The organism is Streptomyces sp. BR1 (assembly GCF_052373795.1).
Taxonomy (GTDB): Bacteria; Actinomycetota; Actinomycetes; order Streptomycetales; family Streptomycetaceae; genus Streptomyces.
The window spans coordinates 2,656,303-2,670,363 of record NZ_CM126252.1 but is presented as its reverse complement, the minus strand read 5'-3'; the positions used below and the strand labels follow the sequence as shown (position 1 = coordinate 2,670,363).

Genomic DNA, 14,061 nt, shown 5'->3' with positions numbered 1-14,061 from the left:
TGGGCTCGACGGACGGTACCGGCCCACCCTTTCTCGGATGATCCGGAAAGGGCCGGGAGCTTCGTCGGACGCCGTACGGGATTCACTCGTACGGGCGGACTCCGCAGGTGGTTCAGATGCCCGCGGCCGCCGCCAGGTCCTTCTTGATCCCGGCGAGCAGGACGGTCGCCTTGTCGCGCGCCTCGGGCAGCTTGTCGGCGGAGCCGACCGGGACCACGACCTCCAGGTAGCACTTGAGCTTGGGCTCGGTGCCGCTGGGGCGGACGATCACGCGGGCGCCTTCGAGGTAGTACCGCAGACCGTCGGTCGGCGGCAGCTCCTCGGTGCCCTCGGTCAGGTCCTCGGCCTTGGTGACCGCGAGACCCGCGAGCGAGGCCGGCGCCTTCTCGCGCAGCCGCCGCATCGCGTCCGAGATGATCGACAGGTCCTCCACGCGCACCGACAGCTGGTCGGTGGCGTGCAGCCCGTGCTCGACGGCCAGGTCGTCGAGGAGGTCCAGGAGCGTGCGCCCCTGCTCCTTGAGGACGGACGCGAGCTCGGCGACGAGCAGGGCGGCGGTGATGCCGTCCTTGTCGCGCACGCCCTCGGGGTCGACGCAGTAGCCCAGCGCCTCCTCGTAGCCGTAGCGCAGACCGTCGACGCGGGCGATCCACTTGAAGCCGGTCAGCGTCTCCTCGTAACCCAGTCCGGCCGCCTCGGCGATCCGGCCAAGGAGCGAGGACGACACGATCGACTCGGCGAAGACGCCCGAGACGCCCTTGGAGACGAGGTGGGCGGCGAGCAGCGAGCCGACCTCGTCGCCGCGCAGCATCCGCCAGCCGCCCTCCACCGACGCGTCCGGCACGGCGACCGCGCAGCGGTCCGCGTCCGGGTCGTTGGCGATGACGATGTCCGGGCTCACCGCGCGCGCGGCCTCGAACGCGAGGTCCATCGCGCCCGGCTCCTCCGGGTTGGGGAACGCCACGGTCGGGAACGCCGGGTCGGGCTCGGCCTGTTCGGCCACCAGCGCCGGCGGCGGGAAGCCCGCCCGGGCGAAGGCCGCCGTCAGGACGTCCTTGCCGACGCCGTGCATGGCCGTGTAGACGACGCGGGCGGTGCGGGGGGACCCGGGGGTCAACACCGCGTCCGTACGCGCCAGATAGGCCTCCAGGACCTCCTCGCCCAGCGTCTCCCAGCCGTTCTCGGGCCGGGGGACGTCGTTGAGCGAGGCGACCGCCGCGATCTCGGCGGCGATCTCCGCGTCGGCGGGCGGCACGATCTGCGAGCCGTCGCCGAGGTAGACCTTGTAGCCGTTGTCGCGCGGCGGGTTGTGGCTCGCGGTCACCTCGACGCCCGCGACGGCGCCCAGGTGCCTTATCGCGTACGCGAGGACGGGCGTCGGCAGCGGGCGCGGCAGCACGACCGCCTTCAGGCCCGCGCCGGTCATCACGGCGGCCGTGTCGCGCGCGAAGTCCGCGGACTTGTAGCGCGCGTCGTAGCCGACGACGACCAGGCCGTCGCCCTCGCCCTTCGCCTTGAGGTACGCGGCGAGCCCGGCGGCGGCGCGGATGACGACCGAGCGGTTCATCCGCATCGGGCCGGCGCCCAGCTCGCCGCGGAGCCCGGCCGTGCCGAACTGGAGCGTGCCCGCGAACCGCGCGGCCAGCTCCGTCAGGTCCTCGCCGTCGATGAGCTTCGCCAGCTCCTCGCGCGTCTCGCCGTCCGGGTCCTCGGCCAGCCAGGCCTTGGCCCGCGCGATCAGGTCCTGCGTCACGTCGAAATCCCTTCCGATACGGATCGGGGTCAGATGCGGTCGAGTACCCGGGTCAGCAGCGAGCCCATGCGCGCCGCCGAGTCACGGCCGGCCTGGAGCACCTCTTCGTGGTTGAGGGGCTCACCGGTCAGGCCCGCGGCCAGGTTGGTGACCAGCGAGATGCCGAGCACCTCGGCGCCGGCCTCACGGGCGGCGATGGCCTCCAGGACGGTCGACATGCCGACGAGGTCGCCGCCGAGCACGCGGACCATGTTGATCTCGGCCGGGGTCTCGTAGTGCGGGCCGGGGAACTGGACGTACACGCCCTCTTCGAGGGTCGGGTCGACCTCCTTGCACAGCGCGCGCAGCCGCGGCGAGTACAGGTCGGTCAGGTCCACGAAGTTGGCGCCGATGATCGGGGACGCGGCCGTGAGGTTGAGGTGGTCGCTGATCAGCACGGGCTGACCGGGGCGCATGCCCTCGCGCAGACCGCCGCAGCCGTTGGTGAGCACGATGGTCTTGCAGCCGGCGGCGACGGCGGTGCGCACACCGTGCGAGACGGCGGTGACGTCACGCTTCTCGTAGAAGTGCGTACGGCCCAGGAAGACCAGCGCGCGCTTCTCACCGATCTTGTACGAGCGGATCTTGCCGCCGTGGCCCTCCACGGCCGGCGGCGGGAAGCCGGGCAGCTCGGTGACGGGGAACTCGGCCTCGGGCTCACCGAGCGCGTCGACGGCCGGCGCCCAGCCGGAGCCCATCACGAGGGCGACGTCGTGGGTCTCGGCGCCGGTCAGCTCGCGAAGGCGCGCGGCGGCGGCGTCGGCGGCGGCGTGGGGGTCGCCCTGGATGTTGTCCGGAATAACAGATGCGTTCACGACGACGAGGGTAACCGCTGGTTCCCTACGCGCGTAGATGACTGGCGGCACAAGGGTTGGATCGTTGTCTTGTCGTTTCCGACGACAGCGCGAAACGCGGGCGCGGCCCGGCCCCGTTTTGCTGCTTCGTCTGCGGACCGTGCGTGGCTGGTCGCGCAGTTCCCCGCGCCCCTATAGGGCTCGGGCATCAGCAGGGGCGTTTGCGCAGCTCCATCACGTAGTCATGCGGCGCGCCCGCCGACTCCGCCGCGTCGGCGAGTTCGCCCAGATAGCGCGCGGACGGGAGGCCGCCTTCGTACGCGTTGAGTACGTAGATCCACGCCGGCTCCTCCCCGTCCAGCGTGTCCACACGCACCCGCATGCGGCGGTAGATGTCGAGGCCGACGCCCTCCCAGCGGTCCATCGAGTCCTCGTCGAGCGGCGCGATGTCGTACAGCGCGACGAAGACCTGGGAGCGGGGCGCCTCCACGATCGTGGCGAGGGCGCCCTCCCAGCCCATCTGCTCCCCGCCGAAGGTCAGCCGCCAGCCGTTGAGCCAGCCGGTGCCGCGCAGCGGGGAGTGCGGGGCGCGGCGCGTCATCAGCCGCGGATCCATGTTGCCGGCGTACGCGGCGTAGAGCGACATGGTGTCGAGGGTACGACAGCGGCCCATGCGTGCTCGCGCGAGAATGGCACACGGGTGTGACAGCCGGATGGCGCCCCGGGGACGAAGCATCTTGAAGCGTGCGGGACAATGAGCTACGTACTGCATTTCCACAATGCGAGGCGGAACATTTCGTGACCCGGATCGTGATCATCGGTGGCGGACCCGGCGGATACGAGGCGGCCCTGGTGGGCGCCCAGCTCGGCGCGGAGGTGACCGTCGTCGACTGCGACGGTCTGGGCGGGGCGTCGGTGCTCACCGACTGCGTGCCGTCGAAGACTCTGATCGCGACGGCCGAGGTGATGACCACCTTCGACTCTTCGTACGAGGAGTTGGGCATCCTGGTCGCCGACGACACCCCGCCGAACGAGCAGGCGGCCCGCGTCGTCGGCGTCGACCTCGGCAAGGTCAACCGACGCGTCAAGCGCCTCGCGCTGGCGCAGTCCCACGACATCACCGCGTCCGTCACGCGTGCGGGCGCGCGCGTGCTGCGCGGCCGCGGCAAGCTCGGCGGACCCCAGGGCATCGACGGCACCCGTGACGTCATCGTCACCGCGGCCGACGGCAGCGAGGAGATCCTCACCGCCGACGCCGTCCTGATCGCCACCGGCGGCCACCCGCGCGAGATCCCCGACGCCCTGCCGGACGGCGAGCGGATCCTCAACTGGACCCAGGTCTACGACCTGGAGGAGCTGCCCGAGGAGCTGATCGTGGTCGGCTCCGGCGTCACCGGCGCCGAGTTCGCGGGCGCCTACCAGGCGCTCGGCTCCAAGGTCACGCTCGTCTCGTCCCGCGACCGGGTGCTGCCGGGCGAGGACCCGGACGCGGCCGCGGTCCTGGAGGACGTCTTCCGCCGCCGCGGCATGAACGTCATGGCCCGCTCCCGCGCCCAGTCCGCCAAGCGCGTCGGCGACCGGGTCGAGGTCACGCTCTCCGACGGCCGGGTCATCAGCGGTACGCACTGCCTGATGGCGGTCGGCGCGATCCCGAACACGGCGGGCATGAACCTGGAGGAGTCCGGGGTCAAGCTCCTGGAGTCCGGCCACATCTGGACCGACAAGGTCTCCCGTACGTCCACGCCGGGTGTGTACGCGGCCGGTGACGTCACCGGGATCTTCGCGCTCGCCTCGGTCGCGGCCATGCAGGGCCGCATCGCGATGTACCACTTCCTGGGCGACGCGGTGGCCCCGCTGAACCTCAAGACGGTCTCCTCGAACGTCTTCACCGACCCCGAGATCGCCACCGTCGGCTACTCGCAGGCCGACGTGGACGCGGGCAAGATCGACGCGCGCGTGGTCAAGCTGCCGCTGCTGCGCAACCCGCGCGCCAAGATGCAGGGCATCCGCGACGGCTTCGTCAAGATCTTCTGCCGCCCGGGCACCGGGATCGTGGTCGGCGGTGTGGTCGTCTCGCCGCGTGCCTCGGAGCTGATCCACCCGATCTCGCTCGCGGTCGACAACAACCTCACGGTCGAGCAGATCGCGAACGCGTTCACGGTCTACCCGTCGCTCTCGGGTTCGATCGCCGAGGTCGCACGGCAGCTGCACACGCGCAAGAAGGCGGGCGAGGCGTAACAGAGGCACGCGGGGAGCGCGGCGGCGCGGGACAAGGCGCCCGGGAGGGCGCCTATACCACTTCGTGGACACCTCTGTGCACACCTTCTGTTATTCGGCGCAAACTGCTGAAAACAATCGGCCGCTCAGGTTACTGTCAGTTTCGTGTTCGCTGCAGAACGTCGCCAATTGATCCTCGAAATGGTGCGCGCCAACGGGGCGGTATCGCTCCGGGAGCTCGCCCGCGTCGTCCAGACCTCCGAAGTGACCGTACGGCGAGACGTGCGGGCACTGGAGGCCGAAGGACTCCTCGACCGCCGGCACGGCGGTGCGGTACTGCCGGGCGGATTCACGCGAGAGTCCGGCTTTCCGCAGAAATCCCATCTCGCGACCGCGGAGAAGACGGCCATCGCCGACCTCGCCGCAAGTCTTGTCGAAGAGGGCGAGGCCATCGTGGTCGGCGCGGGGACGACCACGCAGGAGCTGGCCCGCCGGCTCGCCCGGGTCCCCGGCCTGACCGTCGTCACCAACTCCCTGCTGGTGGCCCAGGCGTTGGCCCACGCCAACCGGGTGGAGGTCGTCATGACCGGCGGCACCCTGCGCGGCTCCAACTACGCCCTGGTGGGCAGCGGGGCCGAGCAGTCGCTCCAGGGGCTGCGGGTCTCCCGCGCCTTCCTCTCGGGGAGCGGGCTCACCGCCGAGCGCGGCCTGTCGACGTCCAACATGCTCTCCGCGAGCGTCGATCGCGCGCTCGTCCAGGCCGCGGCCGAGGTCGTGGTCCTGGCCGACCACACCAAGCTCGGCACCGACACCATGTTCCAGACGGTGCCGACGGACGTGATCACGCGCCTGGTCACCGACGAGCCCCCCGGTCACGACGACCGGGCCGGCACCGAGCTCCAGGCCCTGGCCGACCAGGGCGTGCAGATCGCGGTGGCCGGCACGGCCTCGGGCGGCGAGGGCGTCCCGCCGGGGCGCCAGCCCCGCCGGGACGTGCCACTTCCCGGCCAGCGCCGCAGCCATGTCCCGGGCACGGGCCCCCAGTTGCGCAGCGCGGCAGCGCTGGGTGACCAGCAGGGCCCCGGCGACCGGGCCAGAGTGGCCGACCTGCGGCGGCGCTAGAGGCTATTCGGCCACGTGCGGACCCGGGCCCTCCGGTCCGGGTGCGTCAGCTCGTGAAGGCCGTTACGGCTTCAGGCCCCGCAGGGTCAGCGCGAGGAGGCGGTCGGCCAACTCCGGGTCGTCCGGGGCCTGTTCGGCCGCCAGTGCGATGGCGTTGGTGAGCTGCATCAGATCGCCGATGGTCACGTCGACTCGTACGGTCCCGGCCAGCTGGGCCCGTACGAGCAGCGCGCTGCCCGCCTCGCGCATCGGCACGCTGCACTGTGCGAGGGCCGAACTGTCGTCGTGCGACGCCGACATGAGGGCGCGGGCCACCCCTCTGTACTCACCCGTATGAGTGATGATGGCGCGCAGCCACTCCACGAGCGCCGTGCACGGCTGCTCCGCGTCCAGCAACTCCCGCGAGCGCCTGAGGAGTACGTCCACCTCGCTCTGGAAGATCGCGTTCATCAGCGCGTGCCGGTTCGGGAAGTGCCGGTACAGGGTGCCGATCCCGACGCCCGCGCGCTTGGCCACGTCTTCGAGCGAGGCGTCCGTCCCGTGCTCCGCGAACGCGGTCCTGGCCACGCCCAGGAGCCGCTCGTAGTTGCGCCGCGCGTCGGCACGCATGGGCCTCGTCGTCATAGTCCAAGGATGCCCGAACACCGCGCTCACGGGGCCGCCCGGTACCGGTCCAGGGCCGTGGCCCGCTCGTGGAACGGGATGCGGGAAAGGCGCGACACCATCGTCCACATCTTGCGTTCCTCGGCGAGCTCCTTGGGCAGCACCAGGCCGAGCGCGTCCGCGAGCGGCTTGCGGCCCGCGTTGACCAGCGCGCGTACCGACGCCGCCCACTCGTCGGTCGCGGTCACCGCCGCCCGGTACCAGAGCGGCACCAGCACGCCCAGCACCACCGCCGTGGTCAGCAGCAGCGGTACGTCGGCCGAGGCGGCGGGGAGCGTGGCGAGCGCGATCAGGGCGACCGCCGTGTGCCCGGCGAGCAGCGCGACGAAGAAGTCGACGCTGGTACGCGCGAGTTCGACCTGACGGCACAGCTTGTCGGGCCCGGCCCCGGTCAGCTCGTTCCACAGCAGCTGCGTGTCCAGGCGGTACCGGTCGTGCCCGTACTCCTCGAAGCGGCGGATCGCGTTGCCGAGCCGGGTGGGCGCGATCTGCGCGGAGTCCACCGGGAACCGGCTGAGGCGCTCCTGGAGCAGCGCCCGCTGCGCCGAGGTGCGCCGCCGGTCCTTGCGCACGGCCCGCGTGAGCCGTGGATCACTGCTCACGCGTACGAGATCGGCGGCCGCGAGCGGTGCCAGCACGGTCCCGTCCCTGCGGCGCCGCCCGGTCGCCCAGCACCCGGGCCGCGCCGAGCAGGGCCGTGGCCCCCACCGCGTACACCGCGAACAGCCGGCCGAGCAGGACGAAACCGGCGATCCACAGGAGCGCCACCGGGAGCGCCCAGAGCCGGGCCGTGCGGCGGGCGCGGAGGGCTTCGAGGAGGACGGGGACCGCGTCGAAGTCGTACGCGGGGGCGGCGACGCGCTCTTCGTGCTCGTACAGCTCGTGGATGACCGCGTCGCGGAAGCGGGCGTCGAGATGGACACCGGCCATCAACTGCCGTGTGGCATCGGTGTGTTGATCGGACACCGCCGCAGCGTACCGCCGCACCCGACGTCGAGACCCCCGCTCGGACGAACCGGCGGGGGCCTCAACAGCTCAGCGTGGTGCGGGAGTTCAGTCCTTGATCTCGCAGATCATCGCACCCGAGGTGACCGACGCGCCGACCTCGGCCGACAGGCCCTTGATGGTGCCGGAGCGGTGGGCGTTGAGGGGCTGCTCCATCTTCATCGCTTCGAGGACGACGATGAGGTCGCCTTCGTTGACCTCCTGGCCCTCTTCGACGGCGACCTTGACGATGGTGCCCTGCATCGGGGATGCGAGGGTGTCGCCCGAGACCGCCGAGCCCGCCTTCTTGGTGGCGCGGCGTTTGGGCTTGGCACCGGCGGCGAGGCCGGTACGCGCCAGCGACATGCCGAGCGAGGACGGGAGGGAGACCTCAAGGCGCTTGCCGCCGACCTCGACCACGACCGTCTCACGACCGGCCTCCTCGTCCGTCTCGGCGTCGGCCGGGGCGGCGAAGGGCTTGATCTCGTTGACGAATTCGGTCTCGATCCAGCGGGTGTGGATGGTGAAGGGGTCGCTGGTGAAGGCGGGGTCGGTGACGACGGCGCGGTGGAAGGGGATGGCGGTGGCCATGCCCTCCACGGTGAACTCGGCCAGGGCGCGGGAGGCGCGCTGGAGGGCCTGCTCGCGGGTGGCACCGGTGACGATCAGCTTGGCGAGGAGCGAGTCCCAGGCCGGGCCGATCACGGAACCGGATTCGACGCCCGCGTCCAGACGCACGCCGGGGCCGGTCGGGGGGTTGAAGGTGGTGACGGTGCCGGGGGCGGGGAGGAAGTTGCGGCCGGGGTCTTCGCCGTTGATGCGGAACTCGAAGGAGTGCCCGCGCACCGCCGGGTCGGTGTAGCCGAGGGCTTCGCCGTCGGCGATGCGGAACATCTCGCGGACCAGGTCGATGCCGGTGACTTCTTCGGTGACCGGGTGTTCGACCTGGAGGCGGGTGTTGACCTCCAGGAAGGAGATCGTGCCGTCCGCACCGACCAGGAACTCCACCGTGCCCGCGCCGACGTAACCGGCTTCCTTCAGGATCGCCTTCGACGCGCTGTAGAGCTGCGCGTTCTGCGCCTCGGACAGGAACGGCGCGGGGGCTTCTTCCACCAGCTTCTGGTGGCGGCGCTGGAGCGAGCAGTCGCGGGTGGAGACGACGACCACGTTGCCGTGGCTGTCGGCCAGGCACTGGGTCTCGACGTGGCGCGGCTTGTCGAGGTAGCGCTCCACGAAGCACTCGCCCCGCCCGAAGGCCGCAACAGCTTCACGCACGGCGGACTCGTAGAGTTCGGGGACTTCTTCGAGGGTGCGGGCGACCTTGAGGCCGCGTCCGCCGCCGCCGAAGGCCGCCTTGATCGCGATGGGCAGGCCGTGTTCCTCGGCGAACGCGACGACTTCATCAGCACCCGACACCGGGTCCGGGGTACCCGCCACCAGCGGCGCACCGGCGCGCTGGGCGATGTGACGGGCCGCCACCTTGTCGCCGAGGTCGCGGATGGCCTGCGGGGGCGGGCCGATCCAGGTCAGTCCGGCGTCGAGGACGGCCTGGGCGAAGTCGGCGTTCTCGGAGAGGAATCCGTAGCCGGGGTGGATGGCGTCCGCGCCGGAGTCTGCGGCTGCTTGGAGGACTTTGGTGATGTCCAGGTAGCTGGCGGCCGGGGTGTCACCGCCCAGAGCGAATGCTTCGTCGGCCGCGCGGACGTGCAGAGCGTCCCGGTCCGGGTCGGCGTAGACGGCTACGCTGGCGATCCCGGCGTCCCGGCAGGCCCGGGCAACGCGGACAGCGATTTCGCCACGGTTGGCGATGAGCACCTTGCGCACGATGGCTCCCTCCTTGAAACAAGCTGAGTTTAGGGAAGCCGTACACCGGCCCACGACCCGTCCCCTGTGGTGAGCTTGCCCACACGGAGTGTGATCCGGGGCTCGCTCGTGTCACGAAATCCCTTGTCGCACCACGGTACGCCGGGTCCCTGTCCGGCACATTAGCGTTCCGGTGTGGTCAAGGTCTCTGTCCGCCCGGCCAGCGGGCGGCTCACATTCTTTGTGGAGTCCCTACGAATGGCCGAATGATTCTTTGCGAGTGAAAGGTCCGGTTCAAGGTCACGTCCGGACCCTTGCCCACAGGTTTACCCGTTAGTAGCGTTCCAATGTCAGACGTACTACCGGTAACAGGGGTAGGTCGCAGGAAACAGGGGGTGGTGCGCCCGTGGCGCGCAGACCGGTGGCTGTGGTGGCCGCGATCGTTCTCTTGGGCGAAGCCCTCGGCATCGTGCTGATCAACTGGTTCATGGGCCGGCTCGTCGACCGGCAGAACATGTCCCTCGGCGGCGTCTCCTCGGACACGATGAGGAACAGCACGTACGTCATGGGCGGCGTGTCCGGTTTCTACCTCGCCGTGTGCGGGGTGGCCCTGCTGCTCATCGGCATACGCGACCGCGCGCCCGGGCGTTTCGGCCGGATCCTGCTGATCAGCTGCGCGGTGGTGCACGGGGTGCTCGGCGCGCTGACGGTCGGCCTGGTCGGCTGGACCGCCTTCGCGTTCATGATGGTCGTGCTGGCCCTGATCGTGCTCGTCCTGATGATGTACGCGCCAGCGCGGCCGGCGGAGCCGGAGGACGGGGAGCCCGCGGAGGCCCCGACGGAGAACGGCACCCCGCCGAGCCCGGCGACCGCGTAAGACCTACGCCCAGAGGTCGGTGATGCCGATCCCCAGCTCCGCGAGCAGCGTGCGCAGCAGCGGGAGCGAGAGGCCGATGACGTTGCCGGGGTCGCCGTCGATGCCGTCCACGAACGGCGCCGAGCGCCCGTCCAGGGTGAACGCGCCCGCCACGTGCAGGGGTTCACCGCTCGCCACATACGCGGCGATCTCCGCGTCGCTCGGCTCGCCGAAGCGGACCGTGGTGGAGGCGGTGGCCGAGGCGCGCGCCCCGGTCGCGGTGTCGATCACGCAGTGGCCGGTGCGGAGCACGCCCGCGCGGCCGCGCATGGACTTCCAGCGGGCCGTGGCCTCCTCGGCGTCGGCGGGCTTGCCCAGCGCCTCGCCGTCCAGCTCAAGGACCGAGTCGCAGCCGATGAGCAGGGCACCGGCGGCCTCGGGACGGGCGGCCACCGCGTCGGCCTTCGCCTCGGCCAGGACGAGGGCCAGCTCGCCGGGCGTGGGCGCGGTGAGCGCGTCCTCGTCGACCCCGCTGACGATCACCTCGGGGGCGAGCCCGGCCTGACGCAGCAGCCCGAGCCGGGCGGGCGAGGCGGAGGCGAGAACGAGACGGCGCGCGGGGGAAGTCATACCGGCCATCGTAGACAGCGCGTACGCAAGGCTCCGACGGCGTACGGCGTCCACGGCAGGTCAGTCGTCAGTGCACGCTCAGCACGAGCATGGCGAACATCATCAACAGCGCCAGCACCAGCCCCGCGCGGCGCATCTTCGCCTGTGCCTCGCGCAGTTCCTTCGGCGGCTCGTTCTTCGGGTCGGACCACAGCATGCTTTCGATACTGCGGCGACGAGGGCCCCGGCGCCTGAGTACGAGTACTCAGGCGCCGGGGGTGCTCGGGACTACGCGGGCCAGTACGTCCGTGCCCAAGCGCGCGGCCCGGGCCGGGGGACCGGGTGGCGGGCGATGCGGGCCGGGGTGGACCACTCCTCGGGCGGCAGCGGCGCACCGGACGACACCGATGCCGTCGCCGCGGCGCGCGCACGGACCACCGCCAGTGCGGCGGCCAGCTCCTCCGGGGTCGGATTGCCCCGTACGACCTTGATCATGACGGCTCCTCGGGGCCTAGAGCGGAATGTTGCCGTGCTTCTTCGGGGGAAGGCTTTCCCGCTTCGTCCGCAGCTGACGCAGCCCGCGCACGATGTGCGCCCGGGTGTCGGACGGCATGATCACCGCGTCGACGTAACCGCGCTCGGCCGCGATGTACGGGTTGAGGAGCGTGTCCTCGTAGTCCTGGATCAGCTCGGCACGCGTCGCCTCGACATCGTCCGCGGCCGCGATCGTACGGCGGTGCAGGATGTTCACCGCGCCCTGCGCGCCCATCACCGCGATCTGCGCGGTCGGCCAGGCGAGGTTGAGGTCGGCGCCCAGGTGCTTGGAGCCCATGACGTCGTACGCGCCGCCGAACGCCTTGCGGGTGATGACGGTGATCAGCGGCACGGTGGCCTCGGCGTACGCGTAGATCAGCTTGGCGCCGCGCCGGATGATGCCGCCGTACTCCTGGTCGACGCCGGGCAGGAAGCCGGGCACGTCGACGAAGGTGAGGACGGGCACGTTGAACGCGTCGCAGGTGCGCACGAACCGCGCGGCCTTCTCGGACGCGTCGATGTCCAGGCAGCCCGCGAACTGCATCGGCTGGTTGGCCACGATGCCGACCGGGTAGCCCTCGACGCGCCCGAACCCGGTGAGGATGTTCGGCGCGAACAGCGCCTGCGTCTCCAGGAACTCGCCGTCGTCAAGGACGTGCTCGATGGCCGTGTGCATGTCGTACGGCTGGTTCGCGGAGTCCGGGATGAGGGTGTCCAACTCCCGGTCGGTGTCCGACACTTCGAGGTCGGCCTCCTCGGGGAAGGCCGGGGCCTCGCTGAGGTTGTTCGACGGCAGGTACGAGAGCAGCGACTTGACGTACTCGATCGCGTCCTTCTCGTCGCCCGCCATGTGGTGCGCCACGCCCGAGGTGGTGTTGTGGGTGCGCGCGCCGCCCAGCTCCTCGAAGCCGACGTCCTCACCGGTGACCGTCTTGATGACGTCCGGCCCGGTGATGAACATGTGCGAGGTCTGGTCGACCATCACCGTGAAGTCGGTGATGGCGGGCGAGTACACCGCACCGCCCGCGCACGGGCCGACGATCAGCGAGATCTGCGGCACCACACCCGAGGCGTGCACGTTGCGGCGGAAGATCTCGGCGAACAGGCCGAGCGCGACCACGCCCTCCTGGATCCGGGCGCCACCGCCGTCGTTGATGCCGATGACCGGGCAGCCGGTCTTCAGCGCGAAGTCCATGACCTTGACGATCTTCTCGCCGTAGACCTCGCCGAGCGAGCCGCCGAAGATGGTGAAGTCCTGGGAGTAGACGCAGACGGGGCGGCCGTCGACGGTTCCGTAACCGGTGACGACACCGTCGCCGTACGGGCGGTTCTTCTCGATCCCGAAGTTGGTCGAGCGGTGCCGGGCGAACTCGTCGAGTTCGACGAACGACCCCTCGTCGAGGAGCAGGTCGACCCGCTCACGGGCGGTCAACTTGCCCTTCGCGTGCTGCTTTTCCACAGCGCGTTCGGAGCCGGCGTGCGTTGCCTCGCCGATACGGCGCTGCAGATCCGCGAGCTTGCCCGCGGTGGTGTGGATGTCGGTCTTTTCCGGCTCGGACATCGGGATGCGGCTCCCTGCCTGGTCACGGGTTCGGCTGGCTACTGACTCGTAGGGTAGTGGCGCGGATACCGTTCGGCAGTGCGTCGTTGGCCACACCGGCGCGCGCCCCCGAAGGTGTCCCGAACCGGTTCTTCTCCCGCCTAACCTGGCTTCATGACGCCCTCGGACGCACCCGACAGCCGCTGGTCCGACCTCGACCGGCCGCCGCTCAACGCCGCCGCCCTCAGCCACGCCCTCGTACGGCCCGGCGCCCTGTGGACCTCCCTGGAGGTGGTCCAGGAGACCGGCTCCACCAACTCCGACCTCGCGGCCCGGGCCGGGTCCCTGCCCGAGGGGGCGGTCCTGGTGGCCGAGGAGCAGACGGCGGGCCGGGGCCGCCTCGACCGCAGCTGGACGGCGCCCGCGCGCTCGGGCCTGTTCTTCTCCGTCCTGCTCAAGCCCGGCCCGGGCGTCCCGGTGGACCGCTGGGGCTGGCTGCCGCTGCTCACCGGGGTCGCGACGGCCACCGGTCTCTCGCGTGCCGCCGGTGTCGACACCGCGCTGAAGTGGCCCAACGACCTGCTGGTCACGGTCGACGGGGAGGAGCGCAAGACGGGCGGCATCCTGGCCGAGCGCGCGGGCGACGACGCGGTGGTGGTCGGAATCGGCCTCAATGTGTCGCTGCGCGCCGACGAACTCCCCGTCCCCGCCGCCGGTTCGCTGGCGCTGGCCGGTGCGGTCTCCACCGACCGCGACACGCTGCTGCGGGCCGTACTGCGCTCGCTTGAGCAGTGGTACGTGGACTGGCGCGAGACGGGTGGCGACCCGGCGGCGTCCCGGCTGCAGGAAACGTATACGGCGGGCTGCGCGACGCTCGGCCGGAGCGTGCGCGCGGAGCTGCCGGGCGACCGGGCCCTGACCGGCGAGGCGGTCGCGGTCGACGGCGACGGGCGCCTTGTCCTGGCCACGGAGGAGGGCGTACGGGAGCCCGTGGCAGCGGGTGACATCGTCCACCTGCGCCCCGCCGCGAGCTGATGCGCCCGGCGGACTGGTAGCGACAGCACCACCCTGGCGGAGAGTCGACGGCCTACAGGGACGTGAGCTACGGCACACCTGCCGTATCGTGGAGCCCGATCCAGCGACAGAT

15 protein-coding genes are annotated in these 14,061 nt (G+C 71.1%); 4 read left to right on the top strand and 11 right to left on the bottom strand.

The annotated features are described in order from the left end of the window. Window positions 1–112 precede the first annotated feature (112 nt). From ACT1U9_RS11300 to ACT1U9_RS11290, 3 genes are all read right to left on the bottom strand, one after another. A complete protein-coding gene (locus tag ACT1U9_RS11300) occupies window positions 113–1,753 on the bottom strand; it encodes a phospho-sugar mutase (RefSeq protein WP_444538206.1) in 1,641 nt (546 codons plus the stop codon). A 29-nt stretch (window positions 1,754–1,782) separates the two neighbouring features. After that, window positions 1,783–2,607: a purine-nucleoside phosphorylase gene (locus ACT1U9_RS11295; protein ID WP_444538205.1), complete on the bottom strand. Its 825-nt coding sequence runs from the start codon at window positions 2,605–2,607 to the stop codon at window positions 1,783–1,785. A 187-nt stretch (window positions 2,608–2,794) separates the two neighbouring features. Beyond that, window positions 2,795–3,232 carry a gamma-glutamylcyclotransferase gene (locus ACT1U9_RS11290; RefSeq protein ID WP_067163405.1) on the bottom strand — a complete coding sequence of 146 codons (438 nt, stop codon included), beginning with the start codon at window positions 3,230–3,232 and terminating at the stop codon, window positions 2,795–2,797. A gap of 152 nt (window positions 3,233–3,384) precedes the next feature. On the opposite strand from ACT1U9_RS11290, the gene ACT1U9_RS11285 reads away from it, so the two are divergent. Then, entirely contained in the window at window positions 3,385–4,824 is a 1,440-nt protein-coding gene (locus ACT1U9_RS11285; protein WP_188276224.1) for an NAD(P)H-quinone dehydrogenase, read from the top strand. 144 nt (window positions 4,825–4,968) lie between these two features. Continuing rightward, entirely contained in the window at window positions 4,969–5,925 is a 957-nt protein-coding gene (locus ACT1U9_RS11280) for a DeoR/GlpR family DNA-binding transcription regulator (protein WP_444538204.1), read from the top strand. Window positions 5,926–5,988: 63 nt separating this feature from the next. On the opposite strand, the gene ACT1U9_RS11275 is transcribed toward ACT1U9_RS11280, so the two are convergent. From ACT1U9_RS11275 to ACT1U9_RS11260, 4 genes are all read right to left on the bottom strand, one after another. After that, complete coding sequence (locus ACT1U9_RS11275) at window positions 5,989–6,534, bottom strand: TetR/AcrR family transcriptional regulator (protein WP_444539071.1); 546 nt, start codon at window positions 6,532–6,534, stop codon at window positions 5,989–5,991. Between the two features lie 41 nt (window positions 6,535–6,575). Beyond that, entirely contained in the window at window positions 6,576–7,226 is a 651-nt protein-coding gene (locus tag ACT1U9_RS11270) for a hypothetical protein (protein ID WP_444538203.1), read from the bottom strand. After that, window positions 7,180–7,554 carry a hypothetical protein gene (locus tag ACT1U9_RS11265; protein ID WP_444538202.1) on the bottom strand — a complete coding sequence of 125 codons (375 nt, stop codon included), beginning with the start codon at window positions 7,552–7,554 and terminating at the stop codon, window positions 7,180–7,182. The genes ACT1U9_RS11270 and ACT1U9_RS11265 overlap by 47 nt, the downstream gene beginning before the upstream one ends. A gap of 87 nt (window positions 7,555–7,641) precedes the next feature. Next, entirely contained in the window at window positions 7,642–9,396 is a 1,755-nt protein-coding gene (locus ACT1U9_RS11260; RefSeq protein WP_444538201.1) for an acetyl/propionyl/methylcrotonyl-CoA carboxylase subunit alpha, read from the bottom strand. Between the two features lie 385 nt (window positions 9,397–9,781). Here ACT1U9_RS11260 and ACT1U9_RS11255 point away from each other — a divergent pair, with 385 nt between their 5' ends. After that, window positions 9,782–10,252 (top strand): hypothetical protein, encoded by a 471-nt coding sequence (locus ACT1U9_RS11255; protein ID WP_444538200.1) that lies wholly within the window; start codon window positions 9,782–9,784, stop codon window positions 10,250–10,252. 3 nt (window positions 10,253–10,255) lie between these two features. Here ACT1U9_RS11255 and ACT1U9_RS11250 read toward each other — a convergent pair whose 3' ends face one another. From ACT1U9_RS11250 to ACT1U9_RS11235, 4 genes are all read right to left on the bottom strand, one after another. Then, window positions 10,256–10,861 (bottom strand): Maf family protein, encoded by a 606-nt coding sequence (locus tag ACT1U9_RS11250; RefSeq protein ID WP_444538199.1) that lies wholly within the window; start codon window positions 10,859–10,861, stop codon window positions 10,256–10,258. A gap of 67 nt (window positions 10,862–10,928) precedes the next feature. After that, entirely contained in the window at window positions 10,929–11,057 is a 129-nt protein-coding gene (gene mmpB / locus ACT1U9_RS11245; protein ID WP_361432031.1) for a morphogenic membrane protein MmpB, read from the bottom strand. Between the two features lie 71 nt (window positions 11,058–11,128). Beyond that, window positions 11,129–11,335 carry an acyl-CoA carboxylase epsilon subunit gene (locus ACT1U9_RS11240; protein ID WP_188276217.1) on the bottom strand — a complete coding sequence of 69 codons (207 nt, stop codon included), beginning with the start codon at window positions 11,333–11,335 and terminating at the stop codon, window positions 11,129–11,131. Between the two features lie 16 nt (window positions 11,336–11,351). Beyond that, complete coding sequence (locus ACT1U9_RS11235) at window positions 11,352–12,935, bottom strand: acyl-CoA carboxylase subunit beta (RefSeq protein WP_444538198.1); 1,584 nt, start codon at window positions 12,933–12,935, stop codon at window positions 11,352–11,354. 153 nt (window positions 12,936–13,088) lie between these two features. Here ACT1U9_RS11235 and ACT1U9_RS11230 point away from each other — a divergent pair, with 153 nt between their 5' ends. After that, window positions 13,089–13,949: a biotin--[acetyl-CoA-carboxylase] ligase gene (locus ACT1U9_RS11230; RefSeq protein ID WP_444538197.1), complete on the top strand. Its 861-nt coding sequence runs from the start codon at window positions 13,089–13,091 to the stop codon at window positions 13,947–13,949. Window positions 13,950–14,061: the final 112 nt, after the last annotated feature.

Excerpts from the sequence above, each read along its gene's own strand:
- ACT1U9_RS11290 (WP_067163405.1), bottom strand. The coding sequence starts at position 3,232 with ATGTCGCTCTACGCCGCGTACGCCGGCAACATGGATCCGCGGCTGATG.
- ACT1U9_RS11275 (WP_444539071.1), bottom strand. The coding sequence starts at position 6,534 with ATGCGTGCCGACGCGCGGCGCAACTACGAGCGGCTCCTGGGCGTGGCC.
- ACT1U9_RS11250 (WP_444538199.1), bottom strand. The coding sequence starts at position 10,861 with ATGACTTCCCCCGCGCGCCGTCTCGTTCTCGCCTCCGCCTCGCCCGCC.
- mmpB (WP_361432031.1), bottom strand. The coding sequence starts at position 11,057 with ATGCTGTGGTCCGACCCGAAGAACGAGCCGCCGAAGGAACTGCGCGAG.
- ACT1U9_RS11240 (WP_188276217.1), bottom strand. The coding sequence starts at position 11,335 with ATGATCAAGGTCGTACGGGGCAATCCGACCCCGGAGGAGCTGGCCGCC.
- ACT1U9_RS11235 (WP_444538198.1), bottom strand. The coding sequence starts at position 12,935 with ATGTCCGAGCCGGAAAAGACCGACATCCACACCACCGCGGGCAAGCTC.
- ACT1U9_RS11230 (WP_444538197.1), top strand. The coding sequence starts at position 13,089 with ATGACGCCCTCGGACGCACCCGACAGCCGCTGGTCCGACCTCGACCGG.